At 61.2% G+C, this 19378-nt stretch carries 22 protein-coding genes and 1 other RNA gene; 16 read left to right on the top strand and 7 right to left on the bottom strand.

What is annotated here, in order from left to right; all coding sequences use genetic code 11:
* The first annotated feature begins 24 nt into the window (after window positions 1–24).
* The 11 genes from FHU12_RS25180 to FHU12_RS25130 all read left to right on the top strand — a co-directional run bounded on the left by FHU12_RS25180 (window position 25) and on the right by FHU12_RS25130 (window position 7558).
* Window positions 25–1323, top strand: a complete 1299-nt coding sequence (locus FHU12_RS25180) for an MFS transporter (RefSeq protein WP_141972432.1) — start codon at window positions 25–27, stop codon at window positions 1321–1323.
* A 119-nt stretch (window positions 1324–1442) separates the two neighbouring features.
* A complete protein-coding gene (gene exuR / locus FHU12_RS25175; RefSeq protein WP_033636102.1) occupies window positions 1443–2219 on the top strand; it encodes a transcriptional regulator ExuR in 777 nt (258 codons plus the stop codon).
* 186 nt (window positions 2220–2405) lie between these two features.
* The gene (locus FHU12_RS25170) at window positions 2406–2852 is read left to right on the top strand and encodes a hypothetical protein (protein ID WP_060424701.1); all 447 of its coding nucleotides are present in this window, start codon (window positions 2406–2408) and stop codon (window positions 2850–2852) included.
* A 136-nt stretch (window positions 2853–2988) separates the two neighbouring features.
* On the top strand, window positions 2989–3669 hold the full coding sequence (locus tag FHU12_RS25165; protein ID WP_049198505.1) for a DedA family protein: 681 nt from the start codon (window positions 2989–2991) through the stop codon (window positions 3667–3669).
* Entirely contained in the window at window positions 3666–4040 is a 375-nt protein-coding gene (gene mzrA, locus FHU12_RS25160; protein WP_004937130.1) for an EnvZ/OmpR regulon moderator MzrA, read from the top strand. The genes FHU12_RS25165 and mzrA overlap by 4 nt, the downstream gene beginning before the upstream one ends.
* A 241-nt stretch (window positions 4041–4281) precedes the next feature.
* On the top strand, window positions 4282–4653 hold the full coding sequence (locus FHU12_RS25155) for a DUF1090 domain-containing protein (protein WP_084827508.1): 372 nt from the start codon (window positions 4282–4284) through the stop codon (window positions 4651–4653).
* A gap of 164 nt (window positions 4654–4817) precedes the next feature.
* Window positions 4818–5123: an ElaB/YgaM/YqjD family protein gene (locus FHU12_RS25150; protein ID WP_060424699.1), complete on the top strand. Its 306-nt coding sequence runs from the start codon at window positions 4818–4820 to the stop codon at window positions 5121–5123.
* A gap of 2 nt (window positions 5124–5125) precedes the next feature.
* Window positions 5126–5527, top strand: coding sequence for a phage holin family protein (locus tag FHU12_RS25145; RefSeq protein ID WP_015379160.1), 402 nt, complete (start codon window positions 5126–5128; stop codon window positions 5525–5527).
* Window positions 5524–5811: a YqjK-like family protein gene (locus FHU12_RS25140; protein WP_004937121.1), complete on the top strand. Its 288-nt coding sequence runs from the start codon at window positions 5524–5526 to the stop codon at window positions 5809–5811. Before FHU12_RS25145 ends, FHU12_RS25140 begins: the two co-directional genes overlap by 4 nt.
* 294 nt (window positions 5812–6105) lie before the next feature.
* Entirely contained in the window at window positions 6106–6501 is a 396-nt protein-coding gene (locus tag FHU12_RS25135; RefSeq protein WP_004937119.1) for a DoxX family protein, read from the top strand.
* Window positions 6502–6571: 70 nt separating this feature from the next.
* Window positions 6572–7558 (top strand): glutathione S-transferase family protein, encoded by a 987-nt coding sequence (locus FHU12_RS25130; RefSeq protein WP_141972430.1) that lies wholly within the window; start codon window positions 6572–6574, stop codon window positions 7556–7558.
* A 51-nt stretch (window positions 7559–7609) separates the two neighbouring features.
* On the opposite strand, the gene FHU12_RS25125 is transcribed toward FHU12_RS25130, so the two are convergent.
* Complete coding sequence (locus FHU12_RS25125; protein WP_004937113.1) at window positions 7610–8506, bottom strand: LysR family transcriptional regulator; 897 nt, start codon at window positions 8504–8506, stop codon at window positions 7610–7612.
* Window positions 8507–8613: 107 nt separating this feature from the next.
* Here FHU12_RS25125 and FHU12_RS25120 point away from each other — a divergent pair, with 107 nt between their 5' ends.
* A complete protein-coding gene (locus FHU12_RS25120) occupies window positions 8614–9315 on the top strand; it encodes a pirin family protein (protein ID WP_141972428.1) in 702 nt (233 codons plus the stop codon).
* A gap of 57 nt (window positions 9316–9372) precedes the next feature.
* Here FHU12_RS25120 and rnpB read toward each other — a convergent pair.
* Window positions 9373–9750: RNase P RNA component class A (rnpB, locus tag FHU12_RS25115), an RNA gene on the bottom strand.
* Between the two features lie 41 nt (window positions 9751–9791).
* Window positions 9792–10655 (bottom strand): 16S rRNA (cytidine(1402)-2'-O)-methyltransferase, encoded by an 864-nt coding sequence (gene rsmI, locus FHU12_RS25110; protein WP_004937108.1) that lies wholly within the window; start codon window positions 10653–10655, stop codon window positions 9792–9794.
* 62 nt (window positions 10656–10717) lie between these two features.
* Between rsmI and FHU12_RS25105 the strand changes: the two genes are divergently transcribed.
* Genes FHU12_RS25105 through dolP form a run of 4 tightly spaced genes read left to right on the top strand, consistent with a single transcriptional unit; the run spans window position 10718 to window position 14334 of the window.
* Window positions 10718–12757, top strand: coding sequence for a penicillin-binding protein activator (locus FHU12_RS25105; RefSeq protein WP_141972426.1), 2040 nt, complete (start codon window positions 10718–10720; stop codon window positions 12755–12757).
* Entirely contained in the window at window positions 12754–13107 is a 354-nt protein-coding gene (locus FHU12_RS25100; RefSeq protein ID WP_141972424.1) for a YraN family protein, read from the top strand. The genes FHU12_RS25105 and FHU12_RS25100 overlap by 4 nt, the downstream gene beginning before the upstream one ends.
* A gap of 51 nt (window positions 13108–13158) precedes the next feature.
* Window positions 13159–13749, top strand: coding sequence for a DnaA initiator-associating protein DiaA (gene diaA / locus FHU12_RS25095; RefSeq protein WP_004937103.1), 591 nt, complete (start codon window positions 13159–13161; stop codon window positions 13747–13749).
* Between the two features lie 9 nt (window positions 13750–13758).
* Window positions 13759–14334, top strand: a complete 576-nt coding sequence (gene dolP, locus FHU12_RS25090) for a division/outer membrane stress-associated lipid-binding lipoprotein (RefSeq protein WP_004937101.1) — start codon at window positions 13759–13761, stop codon at window positions 14332–14334.
* Window positions 14335–14374: 40 nt separating this feature from the next.
* Here dolP and mtgA read toward each other — a convergent pair whose 3' ends face one another.
* The 4 genes from mtgA to mnmL all read right to left on the bottom strand — a co-directional run bounded on the left by mtgA (window position 14375) and on the right by mnmL (window position 19364).
* On the bottom strand, window positions 14375–15106 hold the full coding sequence (gene mtgA, locus FHU12_RS25085; protein WP_141972422.1) for a monofunctional biosynthetic peptidoglycan transglycosylase: 732 nt from the start codon (window positions 15104–15106) through the stop codon (window positions 14375–14377).
* On the bottom strand, window positions 15103–15756 hold the full coding sequence (gene elbB / locus FHU12_RS25080; protein ID WP_060448034.1) for an isoprenoid biosynthesis glyoxalase ElbB: 654 nt from the start codon (window positions 15754–15756) through the stop codon (window positions 15103–15105). Before elbB ends, mtgA begins: the two co-directional genes overlap by 4 nt.
* Before the next feature lie 237 nt (window positions 15757–15993).
* Complete coding sequence (arcB, locus tag FHU12_RS25075; protein ID WP_141972420.1) at window positions 15994–18333, bottom strand: aerobic respiration two-component sensor histidine kinase ArcB; 2340 nt, start codon at window positions 18331–18333, stop codon at window positions 15994–15996.
* A 92-nt stretch (window positions 18334–18425) separates the two neighbouring features.
* Window positions 18426–19364, bottom strand: coding sequence for a tRNA modification radical SAM protein MnmL/YtqA (mnmL, locus tag FHU12_RS25070; protein WP_141972418.1), 939 nt, complete (start codon window positions 19362–19364; stop codon window positions 18426–18428).
* Window positions 19365–19378 lie beyond the last annotated feature (14 nt).

Genomic DNA, 19378 nt, shown 5'->3' with positions numbered 1-19378 from the left:
CCTTCAAACGGGGAGACATTTCGGATGCGTAAAATTAAAGGGTTACGCTGGTACATGATCGGGCTGGTGACCGTCGGCACCGTGCTGGGTTACCTGACCCGCAACGCCATCGCCGTGGCGGCGCCGACGCTGGAAGATACGCTGCACATCACCACCCAGCAGTATTCCTATATCGTCGCCGCCTATTCCGCCTGCTACACCGTGATGCAGCCGGTGGCGGGCTATGTGTTGGACGTGCTCGGCACCAAGGTCGGTTACGCCATGTTCGCCATTCTTTGGGCGGTGTTCTGTATGGGCACCGCGCTGGCCAACAGTTGGGGCGGACTGGCGCTGGCGCGCGGCGCGGTCGGCATGGCCGAGGCGGCGATGATCCCCGCCGGGCTGAAGGCCAGCAGCGAGTGGTTTCCGGCCAAAGAGCGTTCGATCGCCGTCGGCTATTTCAACGTCGGTTCGTCGATCGGCGGCATGATCGCCCCGCCGCTGGTGGTCTGGGCTATCGTGGCGCACAGCTGGGAGATGGCGTTCATCATCACCGGCGTGCTGAGCCTGATCTGGGCCATCTGCTGGCTGCTGTTCTACAAGCACCCGAAAGATCAGAAGAAACTGAGCCAGGAAGAGCGCCGTTACATCCTCGAAGGCCAGGAAGCGCAGCACCAGACCTCTAACGCCAAAAAGATGTCCGCCTGGCAGATCCTGCGCAACCGCCAGTTCTGGGGCATCGCGCTGCCGCGCTTTCTGGCGGAACCGGCCTGGGGCACCTTCAACGCCTGGATCCCGCTGTTCATGTTCAAGGCCTACGGCTTTAATCTGAAAGAGATCGCCATGTTCGCCTGGATGCCGATGCTGTTCGCCGATCTCGGCTGCATCGTCGGTGGTTATCTGCCACCGCTGTTCCAGAAGTATTTCAAGGTCAATCTGATCGTCTCGCGCAAGCTGGTGGTGACGATGGGCGCGGTGTTGATGATCGGCCCCGGCATGATCGGCCTGTTCACCAGCCCTTACGCGGCTATCGCACTGCTGTGCGTCGGCGGTTTCGCCCATCAGGCGCTGTCCGGCGCGTTGATCACCCTCTCTTCCGACGTGTTCGGCCGCAATGAGGTGGCGACCGCCAACGGGCTGACCGGCATGGCGGCCTGGACCGCCAGCACGCTGTTCGCCCTGGTGGTCGGCGCCCTGGCGGACACCCTCGGCTTCAGCCCGCTGTTCGCCGCGCTGTCGGTGTTCGACATTCTCGGCGCCATCGTCATCTGGACGGTGTTGCAAAACCGCCCGGCCGCCGAACCGCAACCCGCCGCGCTGCAGCCCACCCCGGCGCGCAGCTGATCCCAGCGCCCGGCCGCCACGCCGGGCCTCTTGCCCCTCTGGCAGCGGTGCCGAATAAGTGGTATAACAAATTCGATGGCCACGCGCCCCTTCCCACCGCACCGTATAGAGCATTCACTATGGAATTCACTGAAACCAGACGCCTGTATCAGCAACTGGCCGCCGAGCTTAAGCAACGCATCGAAAGCGGCCGCTACCCGGTGGGCGACAAGCTGCCGGCCGAGCGATACATCGCCGAAGAGATGAATGTCAGCCGCACCGTGGTGCGCGAAGCGATCATCATGCTGGAAGTGGAAGGCTATGTGGACGTGCGCAAGGGATCCGGGATCCACGTGGTGTCCAACCAGCAAAAACACCTGGTGGTGCCGGGCGACAGCATCGAGTTCGCCACCGCCGGCCCGTTTGAGCTGCTGCAGGCGCGCCAGCTGATTGAAAGCAACATCGCCGAATTCGCCGCCACCCAGGTGACCAAACAAGATATTGTGCAGCTGATGGAGATCCAGGAGCACGCCCGCAAAGAGGATCGCTTTCGCGACTCGCAGTGGGATCTGAAGTTTCACGTTCAGGTGGCGCTGGCCACCCAGAACACCGCCATGGCCACCATCGTGGAAAAAATGTGGGTGCAGCGGGTCAACAACCCTTACTGGAAGAAACTGCACGAGCATATCGACGAACGTTCGATCGCCAGCTGGTGCGACGATCACGATCAGATCCTCAAGGCGCTGATGCGCAAAGATCCTTACGCCGCCAAACTGGCGATGTGGCAGCACCTGGAAAACACCAAGCAGATGCTGTTTAACGCCACCAGCGACGACTTCGAATACAACGCCGACCGCTACCTGTTCGCCGAGAACCCAGTAGTGCACCTGGATGGCGTAAGCCACGAGCCGAAATAGCCCCGGCGGTCAAAAACCGTCGGCTTATGTCAGGTAATGTAAAATCCGCTGAATCGATGCCGGAACCGCCGTTTGCCGTGTACTATTTCACCGTCGGCAACGTAGATTTCCCTGTTGCCAATCGTGCTATTTTGGTAGAGTTAGCCCACTTTTTTACCCATTGCTGCGGGGGCGGGACGCGAATAAATGCGCTGGTTGTTTGCCATGCTGATTGCTGTTTTCTGCTGGACCGGTTCGGTCTCCGGCCAACAGCTATGCGTGGCGTCACCCAAGCCAACCCCCAGTGCGCTGAGCAGCCTGCCGCTACTGGCGGAGCCGGCGCTTTCCCCCTATGATCATGTGTATCGGGCGCCGGCCGAAGCGCGCCGCAAAGCCCCCGGCAAGCTGCCGCTGCTGCTGCCCAGAGCGCACTCTTTCCCCGGTTCGCTGCTCGCGTCCTCCCTGACGGCACCGGTCTATACCCTGGCCGCAGAGCCGGGCTACCGAATTCGTTTCCCCCGCCAGGACACCCCGGCCCCCAACCGGCTTGCCCAGGTCGACTGGACGCTGGACGCCTCCAGGCAACAGAGCCGGCAGGCCGGCTGGAAAGAAAGCAACATGCAGTACCGTGGCACGCTGACTTACCACCTATGACCGGTGTCGCACCGCTTAGAAACCTTAAAGCAACGCCGTTTCATCGTTATCAGCATTCAGGATCGCCGCGCGCTTTCAGCCCACGCCCGCTCCGCCGCTGAGATAAAAATAAACAATGACGTTTTAGGAACACCGGATGGATATCATTAAAGAACTGATACATGCCTTGTGGCAGCAGGATTTTGAGACGCTGGCGAACCCTTCGTTGGTGTGGACCCTCTACATTCTGCTGTTCATGATCCTGTTTTTGGAAAACGGCCTGCTGCCGGCCGCTTTCCTGCCGGGCGACAGCCTGCTGATCCTGGTTGGCGTGCTGATCGCCAAAGGCACCATGGGCTTCCCGCTGACCATCGTCATCCTGACCGTCGCCGCCAGCCTGGGGTGCTGGGTCAGCTATATACAGGGCCGATGGCTCGGCAATACGCGAACGGTGCAAGGCTGGCTTTCGCACCTGCCGGCCCACTACCATCAGCGCGCTCACAACCTGTTCCACCGCCACGGGCTTTCCGCCCTGCTGGTCGGCCGCTTCCTGGCCTTCGTGCGCACCCTGCTGCCGACCATCGCCGGCCTGTCCGGCCTGAGCAACGCGCGCTTCCAGTTCTTCAACTGGATGAGCGGCCTGCTGTGGGTCTTGATCCTGACGACGCTGGGCTTCGCGCTGGGGAAAACCCCGGTGTTCCGCAAGTATGAAGATCAGCTGATGTTCTGCCTGATGATGTTGCCGCTGGTGTTGCTGGTGGTCGGGCTGGTCGGCTCGCTGATCGTGCTGTGGCGCAAAAAACGCGCCGGCAGCCAGAATCCGGGGAAAGGGGCGTGACAGCAAAGCGCCCGCGCTGGCAATACGTCTTGATGATCGCGCTCGCCCTGCTGGCGTTGGCGACGCTGTTGGTGCCCTGCATGGTGCGCACCGAGAGCGAGCTGCGCATTCGCGCCAGCCAGCAAGGGCTGTCGCTGCCCGACGGTTTTTACGTCTATCAGCGCCTGGATGAGCGCGGCATCCGCATCAAAAGCATTACGCCGGAAGGCGATGGCCTGGTCATCCGTCTGGATTCGCCGGAGCAGCAATTGCTGGCGCGCGAAGCGCTGCAAACCATCCTGCCGCCCGGTTACCACATCGCGTTGAGCGAGTCCCCCGTGCCGTCGCACTGGGTACGCGAATTTGCGCGTTCCCCACTCAATCTGGGATAATCCCCTTCATATGAAGGGGTTTCCTTTCATTGCCATTATCTTCATTTTCATTCGCATCGATTAGCTCAAAAATCAATCAGTCGGCACTAAGTCACGGCTGATTCTTTGGGGGCACGCCGGTTTCATGACTATGCTGAAGGGTAACTTCAGCCGGCGATGAACGCCCTCCTCTCGCGCTGCCGCCTTCGGCAGTCAGGAAAGCGGATGCCTGTTCAGGCATCCCATGAAAAGGAACTGAAAGATGAAATTACGCCATTCACTGTTACTGCTGTTGCCACTCTGCACGCTGCCGTCGCTCGCTTCGGCCGCTGAGGGCGGCTGCGCCGCCAAAGCGCAAGACATCCAGCAGCAAATCGACTACGCCACCCAACACGGCAACACCCACCGCGTGGACGGGCTGAAAAAAGCGCTGAGCGAAGTACAGACTCACTGTACCGAAGCCGGCCTGCAGGCCGAACGCCAGAAAAATATCGCGGAGAAGCAGCGCAAGGTCGACGAGCGCCGACAGGAGCTGAAAGAAGCGCAGCAAACCGGCAAGCTGGACAAGGTCGCCAAGAAGCAGCAAAAGCTGGCAGAAGCGCAGGCTGAGCTGAAACGCGCCCAGGCGGAATAATTTTTTTACACCAGCGGATTTATCGATGAGAGCCCCATCACACGGGATTTCTTAAGCATATGGAATTGATGTCTGGTGTTATCTGCTGGCCATCACCCCTTTGCTCCGGCGAAAAAATCCGCTATGTTAAAAGTCTGTCGAAATAAACGTTAAGGAATAATCACATGGCACATGATTCAAATGCAGAAAACTTACGCGCTGAACTGAAGTCCTTAGCCGATACGCTGGAGGAAGTGCTGAACTCCTCCACCGATAAGCCGAAAGCCGAGTTGGAGAAGCTGCGTTCGAAAGCGGAAGGCGCGCTGAAAGAGAGCCGCGCTCGCCTGAGCGACGCCGGTGACAAGCTGGCTTCGCAAACCAAACAGATCGCCGGTCAGGCCGACGACTACGTGCGCGACAACCCGTGGACCGGCATCGGTATCGGCGCGGCGGTCGGCGTCGTGCTGGGCGTGCTGCTCGCGCGTCGTTAATCATGGCTGAACAACCGCAAGTGCGCGCGCAGGGCCCCGCTAAAGGGGTCCTGGATATCGGTCAGCGCATCATCACGATCCTGGTCGGCATGGTGGAAACCCGTGTCCGGCTGGCGGTGGTCGAGCTGGAAGAGGAGAAAGCCAACCTCATTCAGCTGCTGATCATGGCCGGTATGACGCTGCTGTTCACCGCCTTCGGTTTGATGAGCCTGCTGATCCTGATCTTCTGGGCCATCGATCCGGTCTACCGGCTGGTGGCGCTGGGCGCCACGACCGGCGTGCTGCTGTTCCTGGCCGTGGTCGGCACCATCTGGACGCTGGTCAAGGCCCGTCGCACCACGCTGCTCGGCGCCACGCGCAAGCAGCTGGAACTCGACCGCGCCGAACTGGAGCGCGAGCCATGAGCCGCCGCCGCTACCTGGAATGGAAAAAAGAGAGGCTGATTCGCCAGATCCAGCAGCAACGCTTGGATCTGGCCGAACACAAGTCTCTGTGGTTGGAGAAGACCGAACGCATCGACCGCGGCTGGCAGACGGTGTTTGGCCTGCGCCGCTATCTGGTGCTCGGTTCCAGCGTCATGGCGTTGTACGGCATCCGCCACCCCAGCAAGATGATTCGCTGGTCGCGTCGCGCTTTCGGCGCCTGGAGCGCTATCCGTCTGTTTAAAAAGACCTTCTCCGCCAAGTAAGCCCCACGTTTTTCCTTCAAACATCCTGTTGCTCCGCCCTCGTTTTCCCCCTAAAACAGCGCCGCTTATCCCGAGGGCCGGGCAACCTGCTGACTGGCGGCAATTTATTAGCACGCTAAAGATTCAGATTTTTTGAAAAATTACGACAGTTTTACTTGCTAACAACCTGAGCACTTCCCGCTTAACATTCACTCCATCAATTCGAGACGGAGCGGACAGGGTAAGAAACCCGCTACACCGCCCGTTGATATGACTACCGCCGAACAGGCGCACAAAAACACTTTGGAGTAGATGATGAAAAAATTAGAAGATACAGGTTTGCTGGTTGCTCGTATTCTGATGCCAATCCTGTTTATCGTGGCAGGCTACGGCAAAATGGGTGACGCTTATGCCGGTACCCAACAGTACATGCAATCGATGGGCGTGCCTGGCTTCTTGCTGCCGCTGACCATCCTGCTGGAATTTGGCGGCGGTCTGGCGATCCTGTTCGGTTTCCTGACCCGCACCGTGGCGCTGTTCACTGCCGGTTTCACCATTCTGACCGCGCTGCTGTTCCACACTGACTTTGCGGAAGGCGTAAACCAGCTGATGTTCATGAAAAACCTGACCATCGCCGGCGGCTTCATCGTGTTGGCGGTCGCAGGCCCAGGCGGCTTCAGCATCGACCGTCTTCTGAACAAGAAATGGTAATCTAAACTGTCATTCAGGGCCCGGCATGCCGGGCCCTGTCGCTTTTCACTCGGACACCAAGGAGATTCCCATGGGACAACTCGTCGATGGCGTTTGGCAAGACATCTGGTATGACACGAAATCTACCGGCGGCCGTTTCAAACGTTCAACCGCTCAGTTTCGCAATTGGGTGACCGCCGACGGTCAGCCGGGCGAACACGGCGCGGGCGGCTTCCAGGCCGAAGCGGGCCGTTATCACCTGTACGTTTCCCTCGCCTGCCCCTGGGCGCACCGCACGCTGCTGATGCGCAAACTGAAAGGGCTGGAGCAGATCATTCCGGTCTCGGTAGTGCACCCGCTGATGCTGGAAAACGGCTGGACCTTCGGCCAGGATTTTCCTGAAACCACCGGCGATCCGCTGTATCACGCCGACTTCCTGTACCAAATCTACCTGCGGGCCGATCCGCACTACAGCGGGCGCGTGACCGTGCCGGTACTGTGGGATAAACAGCGGCAAACCATCGTCAGCAACGAATCCGCCGATATCATTCGCATGTTCAACAGCGCGTTTGACGGCGTGGGCGCTCGGGCGGGGGACTACTACCCGACCGCGCTGCGCGGCAAGATCGATGAGCTGAACGGTTGGATTTACGATCAGGTGAACAACGGCGTGTACAAGGCCGGTTTCGCCACCAGCCAGGAAGCCTATGACGAAGCGGTCAATGGGGTCTTCAACGCGCTGGAGCGCCTGGAGCAGATCCTGGGGCAGCATCGCTACCTGACCGGCGATCGGCTGACCGAAGCCGACCTGCGTCTGTGGACCACGCTGGTGCGTTTCGATCCGGTGTACGTCACCCACTTCAAGTGCGACAAACACCGCATCAGCGACTATCTGAACCTGTACGGTTTCCTGCGCGACATCTACCAGATGCCGGGCATCGCCGAAACGGTCAGCCTGCCGCACATTCGCAACCACTACTACCGCAGCCACGCCACCATCAACCCGCACGGCATCATTTCCATCGGGCCGGCGCAGGATCTGGACGAGCCGCACGGCCGCGACCAGCGCTTCGGCTAAGGCAAAAAAAATCCCCTTGCCGCCCGGCAAGGGGATGTCATCCCACCAACGTTAACGCTGTGCGAACAGGCGCGGAATTTCGCGCAGGAACCAGGCTTTCGCCTCCCCCATGCTGTCGCGCCGCCAGGCCATGATGATGTCAGCTTCGCGGCTGTATTCCGGCCCCACCACGCGCAGCCGTCCGGCTTCGATATCTTTCTCCACCATCGGGTACGGCATGGTCGCCACCCCCAACCCGGCCAGCAGCGCCAGACGTTTGTCTTCAATGGTGCTCACCGTCAGACGCTGCTGCTTATCCAGCAGCTGTACGGTCAACACCGGGCGCTCGCGGGCGGTATCCGCCACCGCGATGCCGCGGTACTTCACGCGGGTCACCTCGGATAATGGCTCCGGCTCCTGGTGGATCGGGTGATCCGGCGCGGCAACGTAGACACTCATCACCTTGTACAGTTTGCGGGTGTTGATCTCCGACGACGCGCGAAAATGCATGTCCGGCGCGATCACGATGTCGGCGCGCCCCTGCTCCAGCCGTTCCCAGGCGCCCGCCAGCACCTCGGTGAAAATCGACACCTGGGTGTTGGCCTTCAGCGCCAGTTTGTCCACCAGCGGGAACAGCAGGCTCGGCGGCGACAGCGCTTCGCTGACGATAGTCAGGTGAGTTTCCCAACCGCGCGCCAACGCCTCGGCGTCGGTGGTCAGCTTGTCGGCCGCCTCCAGCAACACCCGCCCGCGCTCCAGCAACATCCGCCCCACATTGGTGAACTTGGTGCGGTGGCCCGAACGGTCGAACAGCACCACGTCCAATTCTTCTTCCAATTTTTGCATGGTGTAGCTGAGCGCCGACGGCACCCGGCCCAATTCGTCGGCGGCCGCGGCGAAGCTGCCGCGCCGGTCGATCGCGTCCATCACTCTCAGCGCTTCAAGCGTGAGCGCCCGATCTCTGGCCATCACATCCCTCTGTCAGGAAATTTGAATATGCCGACCAGATTAACTGGCTAACAATCCGACGTCCAGATGCTTACCATTTGGATAATGAATTTAGAGAGCCGATTGCCATGATTACATGCAGAACAGCACAACAATGCGGGCAAGCTGACTTTGGTTGGCTGCAGGCTCGCTACACCTTTTCCTTTGGTCACTACTTCGATCCCAAACTGATGGGCTACGCGTCGCTGCGGGTGCTGAATCAGGAGGTGCTGGCGCCGGGCGCATCGTTCCAGCCGCGCACCTATCCCAGCGTGGATATCCTGAACCTGATCCTGCAGGGCGAGGCGGAATACCGCGACAGCGACGGCAACGCCGTGCGCGCCAAAGCCGGCGAAGCGCTGCTGCTGGCCACCCAGCCAGGCCTGAGCTACAGCGAACAGAACGTCAGCAGCGATACGCCGCTGACCCGCCTGCAGCTGTGGCTGGATGCCTGCCCGGAACGCAACAACGAGCGCGTGCAGCGCCTGGCGCTGCCGGCGGCGGGCAACCTGCTGCTGGCCTCGCCGGACGGCGCGCAGGGCAGCCTGCAGCTGCGACAGCAGGTCTGGATCCACCATCTCGATCTGCAGCCGGGCGAAGAACACACGCTGACGATTAACGGACCGCGCGCCTATTTGCAGTCGATTCACGGCACCATCGCCGCCACCGGCGAGCGCCACGACGAACAGCGTCTGACCTGCGGCGACGGCGCCTTCGTGCGCGAGGAGAATCGCCTGACGATCCGCGCCGAGACGCCGCTGCGCGCGCTGCTGATAGACCTGCCGGTGTAAGCCGGCCGGAAAACGAAAAACCCCGCGCAACTGGCGTTGCGCGGGGTTTTCTTTTGTCGAGGGAGTTGACCGGTAAGCCGGGTTCTGTCGTGGACAGTCATTCCTCTAGGCCAGCAATCGCTCACTGGCTCAAGCAGCCTACCCGGGTTCAGTACGGGCCGTACCATGTGAACCCCTATTTGGCCTTGCTCCGGGTGGAGTTTACCGTGCCACGAACTGTTGCCAGCCGCGCGGTGCGCTCTTACCGCACCCTTTCACCCTTACCTGATCCCGCTTGCGCGGGCCATCGGCGGTTTGCTCTCTGTTGCACTAGTCGTAGGCTTGCGCCTCCCAGGCGTTACCTGGCACCCTGCCCTATGGAGCCCGGACTTTCCTCCCCTCCATCTGTCTCCCCGAAGAGGACGGCAATGAAGCGGCGACTGTCTGGTCAACTCCGGCGCGGATAGTAGCGTCGCGGCGGCGGCAGGTCAACCGCTTTACGGCTGTTGTTGCTCCAGCGCGTGCTTATACAACGCATTTTTCTTCACGCCGTGGATTTCCGCCGCCAGCGCCGCCGCCTTTTTCAGCGGCAGCTCTTTTTGCAGCAGCGCCAGCGTGCGCAGCGCCTCGAGCGGCAACGCATCCTCCTGCGCCTTGTGGCCTTCGACGATCAGCACCATCTCACCGCGGCGGCGTACTTCATCTTCCTGCACCCACGCCAGCAGCTCACCCACCGGCGCCCCGTGGATAGACTCCCAGGTTTTGGTCAGCTCGCGCGCCAGCACCACATAACGCTGCGGGCCCCAGACGGTGACCATGTCCTGCAAACTTTCCAGCAGGCGGTGGGTGGATTCGTAGAAAATCAGCGTGCGCGGTTCCTCCGCCAGCGCCATCAGCGTATCCTTGCGCCCCTTGGTTTTCGCCGGCAGGAAGCCTTCATAGCAGAAACGGTCGGAGGCGACGCCCGCGGCGCACAGCGCGGTAGTGGCGGCGCAGGCGCCCGGCAGCGGCACCACGCGAATGCCGGCCTCACGGCAGCGGCGCACCAGGTGGTAACCGGGATCGTTGATCAGCGGCGTGCCGGCATCGGACACCAGCGCGATGCTCTGGCCTTCCTGCAGTTTCGCCAGCAGTTGATCGGCCTTTTGCTGTTCGTTGTGGTCATGCAGCGCGAACAGACGCGCGTTGATCGCGAAGTGTTGCAGCAGCAATCCGGTATGGCGCGTGTCTTCCGCCGCGATCAGATCAACGCTTTTCAGTACCTCTAACGCGCGGTGGGTGATATCGCCCAGATTGCCGATTGGAGTGGGCACCACATACAGCGTTGATGCAGAAATGACTGATTGTTGGTGTTGATTCATTGTTTCATCCGGGTTGCCGATTTAATATTGAGCATCTTGAAAAAAACATCACTGGATACAGTATGCTTTCCTCAACATTCGTTCGTACCAAAGCAGGGCGTTCCAAGCCTGTCCGACTTACCGCAGTCATCGCGGCCGCCCTTTTCCTGGCAGGCTGTCCAAGTCGGGCTCCGCAAACGCCGCCCGCCAATATACAGGACGAAGCGAGCGCCAGCTCCGATTACTACCTGCAGCAGTTGCAGCAAAGCAGCGATGATAACAAGGCTGACTGGCAATTACTTGCTATTCGCGCCTTGCTGCGTGAAGGAAAACTGCCGCAGGCCGGCGACCAGTTGAACCAGCTGCCGAAAAACCTCAGCGGTGCGCAGCAGACTGAACGCCAGTTGCTGACCGCCGAACTGCAGATCGCCAACAAGAGCTACGTCAGCGCCCGCAGCACGCTGGGCCACCTGGACAGCGGTTCGCTGTCGCCGAATCAGAAGGTGCGCTACTACCAGGCGCAGATCGCCGCCAATCAGGGCAAAGCGTCGCTGCCATTGATCCGCGCCTATATCGCTCAGGAGCCGTTGCTGACCGGCAAACCGCACCAGGACAATCTGGATCAAACCTGGCAGGCGCTGCTGCAACTGACGCCGCAGGAGATGAACAGCCTGGTGATCAACGCCGATGAGAACGTGCTGCAAGGCTGGCTGGATCTGCTGCGCGTCTATCAGGACAACAAGCAGGATCCCGATCTGCTGAAGGCCGGCATCAAAGACTGGCAGAACCGTTATCCGAAGAACCCGGCGGCCAAAACGCTGCCGGCTCGCCTGAACCAGGTGCTGAACTTCACCCAGGCCTCCACCTCGAAAATCGCCCTGCTGCTGCCGTTGAACGGCCAGGCGAAAGTGTTCGCCGACGCCATCCAGCAAGGTTTCGAAGCGGCGAAAAACGGCGGTTCCATGCCGGCACCGCAGCCGCAAGCCGCGCAACCGGCCGGCGTGCCGGCCCCAACGGCGCCGGCCGATCAGGCTGCCGCGGGTGACATCAACGCCAACGGCGCGGTCAGCCCTTCGGCGCAAGAGAGCCAGCCTGCAGTGACCGCCGCGCAGCCGGCAGCGCCGTCCAGCGCGCCGGTAACGCCGCTGCAGGCCGCCAACGCGCAGGTCAAAGTGTACGACACCACCAGCCAGCCGCTGGCCGCCTTGCTGAGCCAGGCGCAGCAGGATGGCGCCACTCTGGTGGTCGGGCCGCTGCTGAAAGAGAACGTCGATCAGCTGTCCGCCAGCACCACCACGCTGAACGTGCTGGCGCTCAACCAGCCGGAAACGCCGAAGGACAACCTGAACATCTGTTACTTCGCCCTGTCGCCGGAAGATGAAGCGCGCGACGCCGCACGCCACATCTGGGAACAGCAGAAGCGTCAACCGCTGCTGCTGGTGCCGCGCGGCGCCTTCGGCGATCGCGTCGCCAAGGCCTTTAACCAGGAATGGCAGAAGCAAGGCGGGCAAACTGTGCTGCGTCAGGACATCGGCTCCGCCGGCGAACTGCGCCAGATGGTCAACAGCGGCGGCATCCGCATGACCGGCACGCCGATATCGAGCGCCCCGGCGCCGCAGAGCGTGACCATCGCCGGGCTGACCATTCCGGCACCGCCGAGCGACATCCCCGCCGCGACCGGCGGCAGCGTCGACGCGGTGTATATCGTCGCCACCCAGTCTCAGCTGACGCTGATCAAACCGATGATCGACATGGCCACCAGCTCGCGCGGCAAGCCGGCGATGTACGCCAGCTCGCGCAGCTACCAGGCCGGCGCCGGCCCGGACTTCCGTCTGGAAATGGAAGGCCTGCAGTTCAGCGACATCCCGCTGCTGGCCGGTTCAAACCCTCAGCTGTTGCAGCAGGCCAGCGCGCGCTTCCGCAACGACTACTCACTGGTGCGCCTGTATGCGATGGGGATGGATGCCTGGACATTGGCCAACCACTTTGCTGAAATGCGCCAGCTGCCGGGCTTCCAGGTTTCCGGCACCACCGGTACGCTGAGCGCGTCGCCGAACTGCGTGATCAACCGCAAGCTGCCTTGGCTACAATACCGTCAGGGTACGGTCGTTCCGGTCTCTTGAACCCACGCGCCTCCGGGGCGGGCTATGAGTTACTGGCCCGCCGTCACCTGGAACACGCCGGGCTCACCTTCTGCGCCGCCAACGTCGCGGTGCGCGGCGGTGAGCTCGACCTCATCATGCGCGACGGCGCCACCTGGGTGTTCGTCGAAGTGCGCTACCGCCGCAACGACGCCTTCGGCGGCGCGGCCGCCAGCGTCACCTTTCGCAAACAACAGCGGTTGCTGCATGCCGCCGCCGTCTGGCTGGCGGGGAGCGGAGCCAGTTTTGACACATCATCTTGCCGTTTTGATGTTTTGGCCATTACCGGTAGCCAGTTAGAATGGATACCCAACGCCTTCAATGCGGATTAATCGGGGTTTTGCGGCGCAGACCGGCCCTTTGACTTAGTGGATTAATACAACGTGCTGGATAGAATTAAAGTCTGTTTTACCGAAAGCATCCAAACCCAGATCGCGGCGGCGGAAGCATTGCCGGACGCCATTTCCCGCGCTGCGATGACGCTGGTTCAATCCTTACTCAACGGCAACAAAATCCTGTGCTGCGGCAACGGCACCTCGGCGGCCAACGCGCAGCACTTCGCCGCCAGCATGATCAACCGTTTTGAAACCGAGCGCCCCAGCCTGCCGGCCATCGCGCTCAACGCCGACAACGTGGTGCTGACCGCGATCAGCAACGATCGGCTGCACGACGAAGTGTACGCCAAGCAGGTGCGCGCACTCGGGCACACCGGTGACGTGCTGCTGGCGATTTCCACCCGCGGCAACAGCCGTGATATTGTGAAAGCGGTCGAGGCGGCCGTCACGCGCGATATGACCATCGTCGCGCTCACCGGCTACGACGGCGGCGAGCTGGCCGGGTTGCTCGGCCAGCAGGATGTCGAGATCCGCATCCCGTCGCACCGCAGCTCGCGCATTCAGGAAATGCATATGCTGACCGTAAACTGCCTGTGCGACCTGATAGACAATACGTTATTCCCCCACCAGGACGATTAAGGAACTGAGATGAAGCTAAAAGCCACATTTGCAGTGCTGTCCAGCGCCCTGCTGTTGCAAGGCTGTATCGCCGGCGTCGTCGTCGGCAGTGCGGCCGTCGCGACCAAAACCGCCACCGACCCGCGCAGCGTCGGGACCCAGGTGGATGACGGCACGCTGGAAGCCAGGGTCGAAAGCGCCCTGAGCAAAGACCAGCAGTTGAAGAAAGATGCCCGGGTGGTCGCCACCGCCTATCAGGGCAAGGTGCTGTTGACCGGCCAGTCGCCTAACGCCGATCTCACCGCGCGCGCCAAGCAGATCGCCATGGGCGTGGAAGGCACGACCGAAGTGTATAACGAGATCCGTCAGGGCACGCCGGTCAGCCTGAGCACCGCGTCCTCCGACACCTGGATCACCACCAAAGTGCGTTCGCAGCTGCTCACCAGCGATACGGTGAAATCGTCCAACGTGAAAGTGACTACCGAAAATGGCGAAGTGTTCTTGCTGGGCCTGGTCACGCAGCAGGAAGGGCAGTCTGCGGCGCAGATCGCCAGCCAGGTCAGCGGCGTGAAACACGTCACTACCGCCTTTACCTATGTGAAGTAATCCGCTCTGGCGGGAGCGGCGCCGTGCCGTTCCCGCCCGTTTAATCCAGCTTGTTCTCGCTTAAAAACGTTTCCCCACCCAGCTGCCGCATCTGGCGCATGATCCACTGCTGTCGCTGTATCACATAACCGGACGGCGCATCGGCCCTGAAGCGATGCGGATTCGGCAATACCGCCGCCAACAGCGCCGCTTCCGCCGCGCTGAGCCGTTTGGCCGGCTTATGGAAAAAGCGTTGTGAAGCCTCTTCAACGCCAAACACCCCGTCGCCGAACTCGACGATGTTCAAATACACCGTCAGAATGCGCCGCTTGGTCCACACCAGCTCGATGCCCGACGTCAATCCGGCCTCCAGCCCTTTGCGCAGCCAGCTGCGGCCATCCCACAGAAACAGGTTCTTGGCGGTTTGCTGCGACAGCGTGGATGCACCGCGGATACGCGTCGGGCGCTTCTCGTTGTGGCTGAGCGCCTTTTCAATGGCCGCCACGTCGAAGCCCCAATGGTCTGGAAACTTCTGATCCTCCGCCGCCATCACCGCCAGCGCCATTTGCGGCGAGATGTCGTCCATCGACACCCAGTCCGAATGGGCGACGTAGCCGAAATCGCCGCTCAGCCAGGCGCTGACTTGCCGCTCCACCATCACGGCGGAAAACGGCACCGGCAGGAAGGCGAAGGCCACAATACCCAACACCCACAGGCCGAGAATCGCGATGACGCCGCGCTTCAACCAATACCACGGGCGCAGCCGACGCCATCCGCCGAGCGATTTTCTCATTCAGCCAGTTCCAGCACCCGCGCCACCAGCTTATCGATGCCGAGGGCCGCCTGCGCGATCGACGGCGCCAGCATATAGGCCGGCGTGGTCACGATCTTGTGCTCGCTGTCCACCACGATGTCGTCCACCGGGCAAATCACCGGCTCGCCGCCCATGGCGTCAATCACTTCTCCCAGGTCCGGATCGTTGCCAATGGTCAGCCGCGCTTGTTGATCCAGCAGTTTCGGCAACAGCGCCGGCGCGATGCACATCAGGCCAATTGGTTTGTTGGCCTTATGCATCTCGCGCGTCAGACGCGCCAAATCTTCATCGACCCAACATTCCGCGCCGGCTTCGGCGAAATTGCTGAGGTTCTTGGCGGCACCGAAGCCGCCGGGCACGATCAGCGCATCCAGCTGCGCGGCCTCCGCCAGCGCCAGCGGCTGCACCGCACCGCGGGCAATGCGCGCCGATTCAATCAGGACATTGCGCGATTCCGCCATCTCCTCACCTGATAAGTGATTAATAACATGGCATTGTGGCTTATCAGGCGCAAAGCACACCGCCTGCGCGCCGGCACGGTCCAACGCCAGCAGTGTCAGCACCGCTTCATGGATCTCCGTACCGTCATAAACGCCGCTGCCGCTGAGGACGACACCCACCTTTTTCATCACTCTTACTCCTGTCGCTGCTGTCAACTGGTTCGTGCTCGGAGTTGACAAACACTAATCTACATCACACATTTTAATGAATCTTCTAACAAGAGCGCTTACATTTGCTATGTTGTTGGCTGTATGATGTTTAGGAATTCGCTACAACCTGCTCGACCAGAACACTGAAACCAATACGCAGGTTCACAATTTCCCTGGTGTTGGCGCAATATTCGCGCACCCCGGCTTAGGTCGGGGTCATTTTTTTTCAGCGTTCTCTACCCAAGCCCGCAGTACCTGCACGTCGTTGCGCCACTCTTGCTTCAACTCATCCACCCAATCCTGCACGTTATCCCACCAGGCCGGCAGCGTCGGCGTTTGAATCTGTTGCGCCAGCTGCTGCAGGTGACGGAGACCGACCGAACCGGCGGCACCCTTGATCTTGTGCCCTTCCTCGGTGATGCCTTTCTGATCGCGCGCCGTCATGTTGGAATCCAGCACCGCCAGATAGCCCGGCATCATCTGTTCGAACATCTCCAGGCTTTGGTGGATCAGCTGCGGGCCAACCAGGTCCATGTACTGTTCCAGCATCGCGGTATCGAGTAACGACTCATTAATCTGCATCGCCTTGTGCTCCGTTTTCTTTGAAGTGTGAGAAGGTTGATGATCCCAATAGTGTTTGATGACCTGGGTCAACGCCGGCACCGACAGCGGCTTGCTCAGCACATCGTCCATGCCCGCCTCGAGGTACTCTTTTTTGTCTTTCAGCACGTTGGCGGTCAGGGCCACCAGCGGCGGCAGCGCCTGCCCGGCGTAGCGCTCGCGCAGTACCCGGGCGATGTCCAGCCCGGTCATGTCCGGCAGCTGAATGTCCAGCAGCACCAGATCGAACTCGTCCGGGTCGAACATCGCCAGCGCGTCGTGGCCGTTCATCGCCACCTCGACGCTGTTGCCCAGCTTTTCCAGCACCGAACGCGCCACGATCACGTTCAGCTCGATATCCTCCACCAGCAGGATGTGCAGCGCCGGCAACGGCAGCTCCTCTTCCTCCGGCGCCGCGCTGGCGGCTTCCTGCACCGCCGGCGCCTGAATGGTCAGGGTGAAGCAAGAACCGTGCCCTTGTTCGCTGCGTACGGTGATGTCGCCGCCCATGCTCTGCGCCAGTCGCTTGGAGACCGCCAGCCCGATGCCGGTGCCGGTGGCCGGGCGGCCGCCGCGCTGATCTTTCACCTGGTAATACATGGCAAAGATCTTGTCCTGCTCGTCCTGCGGGATGCCCATGCCCGAGTCTTCCACCTCGAACACCAGCTTCTCCTGCGCCTCGCGCCGCACGCGCACCACGATTTGCCCCTGCTGGGTGAATTTCACCGCGTTGCCGATCAGGTTCCACAGAATCTGCCGCAGGCGCGTACCGTCGGTCACGATCTGCTGCGGCAGCGGCGTTTGCGGCTCCATGATGAACTGCAGCCCTTTCGGCTGTGCCAACAGGCCGGAGAGGTTCTCCAGATCCGCCAGGAAGCCGGTAAAGTCCACCGGCTGGTTGTCGAGCTGCACCTTGCGCCGCTCGAGCTTATCCATTTCGATAATGTCGTTGAAGATATTGCCAAGGGTGATGGCGCTGACGTGAATGGTCTTCAGGTATTTCAGCTGCTCGTCGTTCAATTCAGTATCGAGCAAAATGCGGCTCAGGCCGACGATGCCATTAAGCGGCGTACGCAGCTCGTGGCTGATCGTGGAGATAAAGGTAGTCTTCTCCCTGCTGGCGTTCTCCAGCGCGTCCTGGTAGCGCTTACGCTCGGTAATATCACGGCCGAAGCCCATCAGCCCGTGGCGTTTGCCCACCCGGTCGTAAAACGGGACCTTGCGCAGCTCGAAACAGGCCTTGCGGCCGTCGGGATACACCAGCCACTGTTCGTAGGTCAGCGAGACGTTGTGGCGGAACACCTTCTCATCGGTCTCAATGACCTTTTCGGCGATCTCCTGGCCGTAGACGTCGAACGGCGTCAGGCCGATCAGCTGCTTCTCACTCTTGCCGGTCAGCAGCTCCATCGCGCGGTTGCAGCCGGAAAATTCTTTGTCTTCGTTGCGGTAGTAGACCAGATCCGGCGAGGCATCGAGGAAGGAACGCAGCAGCGCCGATTGCTGGCCCAGCTCAATCTGCGCCAGTTCACGCTGTTCCATCTCTTCCGTCAGCTTCTCCATCACCTGCAGGCGCTCTTCTTCCGCCTTGATGCGATCGGCGATCTCCTGGTTCAGCTGGCTGATATTGTCTTTGAGCTGCTGATTGAGCTCCAGATCGCGGTGGCGCATCTCTTCCAGCTTGTCCACCAGCCGCGCCAGCCGCTGGCGCGACTCCTCCAGCTGCTCCACTACCACCGAGAGGAAGTAGACCGCCCACGGGGTGATCAACAGGCCGAAGAAGATCGAACGCACCACGTCGATGCTTTCCACTTCGCCGCGCAGCAGCATGGTCACCGCCATCTGCACCACCATCGCCAGCACCACCAGCGCCGAGGCCAGCAGCAGCGAGAAGCGCACCAACCCCAGTTTCACCATTAAATCGACGTAGTACTGGGCCAACACCCGGATTTGCTTCATAGCGGCTCCCATCAGACACAATCTTTTGAATCATACCGTAAAACCGCGGTGAGATAAGGCGGCAAACGCCGAAGTGTGGCAAAGATTGCACTTCAGAGCGGCATTCCAGGGCGGTAGCGCCGCTTTTCATCCAGCGCGCTGCCCTGCCCGCCGTATTGCTGCAGATAAGCGCCCACCGCCTGCATGCCGCTCCAGCGGTTTTCGCACCACAGCGGCGCCAGCAACGTGGGCCGGCGGGCGCTGGCGGACAGGCGGTGATACACCACCTCGCCAGGCGTGTGGCGGATCATCTCCCCGGCGCTGGCGGCGTAGTCTTCCAGCGCCAGTTCGGGCAAACGCCCGGCGCGCCACGCGCGGGCCAGGGTACTGCCGGTAACGACGTGCAGCGGATGCAGCTTGATGCCATCCACGCCGGACGCCACCACCCGCCGCAACGTGAGCAGATGATCGCGCCGGGTTTCTCCCGGCAGTCCGACGATCAGATGGCAGCACACCTTCAGTCCGCGCTGTCGGGCCCGTTGCGCCGTCTGTTGATAGCAGCGGAAGTCATGGCCGCGGTTGATGCGCTTCAGTGTTTTATCGTGCGCCGTCTGCAGCCCCAGCTCCAGCCACACTTCATAGCCCTCGTCACGGTACCCCGTCAGCAGATCCAATGCGGCGGGCGGCACGCAGTCCGGCCGGGTGCCGACGCACAGGCCGACCATCTCGCTCTGCGCCAACGCCTGCCGATACATCGAGGCCAGCAGTTCGACCTCCGCATAGGTGCTGGTATAGGCCTGGAAATAGGCCAGATAGCGCCGCGCCCGGTTGACCCGTGCGGCCTGCTGCGCCAGCTGTTCGGCGATGCTCTGCCGCTGCATCGCCTCATCGGCGAACGAAGCGACGTTGCAGAACGTACAGCCGCCGCGCCCCAACGTACCGTCGCGGTTAGGGCAGCTGAATCCGCCGTGCAGCGTGAGTTTATGGATCTTTTCGCCATAGCGGCGCTGGAGATCTGCGCCAAACATATTGACTAATTGCGGCAACTGCATAATCTTGGTGATTC

The sequence above is a fragment of the Serratia marcescens genome (assembly GCF_006715005.1).
Classification (GTDB): Bacteria; Pseudomonadota; Gammaproteobacteria; order Enterobacterales; family Enterobacteriaceae; genus Serratia; species Serratia montpellierensis.
This window is presented reverse-complemented; position numbering and strand designations above follow the sequence as displayed.

What these genes read in the sequence shown, in the direction of transcription:
- FHU12_RS25130 (WP_141972430.1), top strand. Translation starts at nt 6,572, where the DNA reads ATGGGACAACTCGTCGATGGCGTTTGGCAAGACATCTGGTATGACACG.
- mnmL (WP_141972418.1), bottom strand. Translation starts at nt 19,364, where the DNA reads ATGCAGTTGCCGCAATTAGTCAATATGTTTGGCGCAGATCTCCAGCGC.
- FHU12_RS25170 (WP_060424701.1), top strand. Translation starts at nt 2,406, where the DNA reads ATGCGCTGGTTGTTTGCCATGCTGATTGCTGTTTTCTGCTGGACCGGT.
- FHU12_RS25125 (WP_004937113.1), bottom strand. Translation starts at nt 8,506, where the DNA reads ATGGCCAGAGATCGGGCGCTCACGCTTGAAGCGCTGAGAGTGATGGAC.
- FHU12_RS25165 (WP_049198505.1), top strand. Translation starts at nt 2,989, where the DNA reads ATGGATATCATTAAAGAACTGATACATGCCTTGTGGCAGCAGGATTTT.
- rsmI (WP_004937108.1), bottom strand. Translation starts at nt 10,655, where the DNA reads ATGAATCAACACCAACAATCAGTCATTTCTGCATCAACGCTGTATGTG.
- FHU12_RS25120 (WP_141972428.1), top strand. Translation starts at nt 8,614, where the DNA reads ATGATTACATGCAGAACAGCACAACAATGCGGGCAAGCTGACTTTGGT.
- dolP (WP_004937101.1), top strand. Translation starts at nt 13,759, where the DNA reads ATGAAGCTAAAAGCCACATTTGCAGTGCTGTCCAGCGCCCTGCTGTTG.
- elbB (WP_060448034.1), bottom strand. Translation starts at nt 15,756, where the DNA reads ATGAAAAAGGTGGGTGTCGTCCTCAGCGGCAGCGGCGTTTATGACGGT.
- FHU12_RS25105 (WP_141972426.1), top strand. Translation starts at nt 10,718, where the DNA reads ATGCTTTCCTCAACATTCGTTCGTACCAAAGCAGGGCGTTCCAAGCCT.
- arcB (WP_141972420.1), bottom strand. Translation starts at nt 18,333, where the DNA reads ATGAAGCAAATCCGGGTGTTGGCCCAGTACTACGTCGATTTAATGGTG.
- FHU12_RS25150 (WP_060424699.1), top strand. Translation starts at nt 4,818, where the DNA reads ATGGCACATGATTCAAATGCAGAAAACTTACGCGCTGAACTGAAGTCC.
- FHU12_RS25140 (WP_004937121.1), top strand. Translation starts at nt 5,524, where the DNA reads ATGAGCCGCCGCCGCTACCTGGAATGGAAAAAAGAGAGGCTGATTCGC.
- FHU12_RS25145 (WP_015379160.1), top strand. Translation starts at nt 5,126, where the DNA reads ATGGCTGAACAACCGCAAGTGCGCGCGCAGGGCCCCGCTAAAGGGGTC.
- FHU12_RS25135 (WP_004937119.1), top strand. Translation starts at nt 6,106, where the DNA reads ATGAAAAAATTAGAAGATACAGGTTTGCTGGTTGCTCGTATTCTGATG.
- FHU12_RS25155 (WP_084827508.1), top strand. Translation starts at nt 4,282, where the DNA reads ATGAAATTACGCCATTCACTGTTACTGCTGTTGCCACTCTGCACGCTG.
- exuR (WP_033636102.1), top strand. Translation starts at nt 1,443, where the DNA reads ATGGAATTCACTGAAACCAGACGCCTGTATCAGCAACTGGCCGCCGAG.
- FHU12_RS25180 (WP_141972432.1), top strand. Translation starts at nt 25, where the DNA reads ATGCGTAAAATTAAAGGGTTACGCTGGTACATGATCGGGCTGGTGACC.
- mtgA (WP_141972422.1), bottom strand. Translation starts at nt 15,106, where the DNA reads ATGAGAAAATCGCTCGGCGGATGGCGTCGGCTGCGCCCGTGGTATTGG.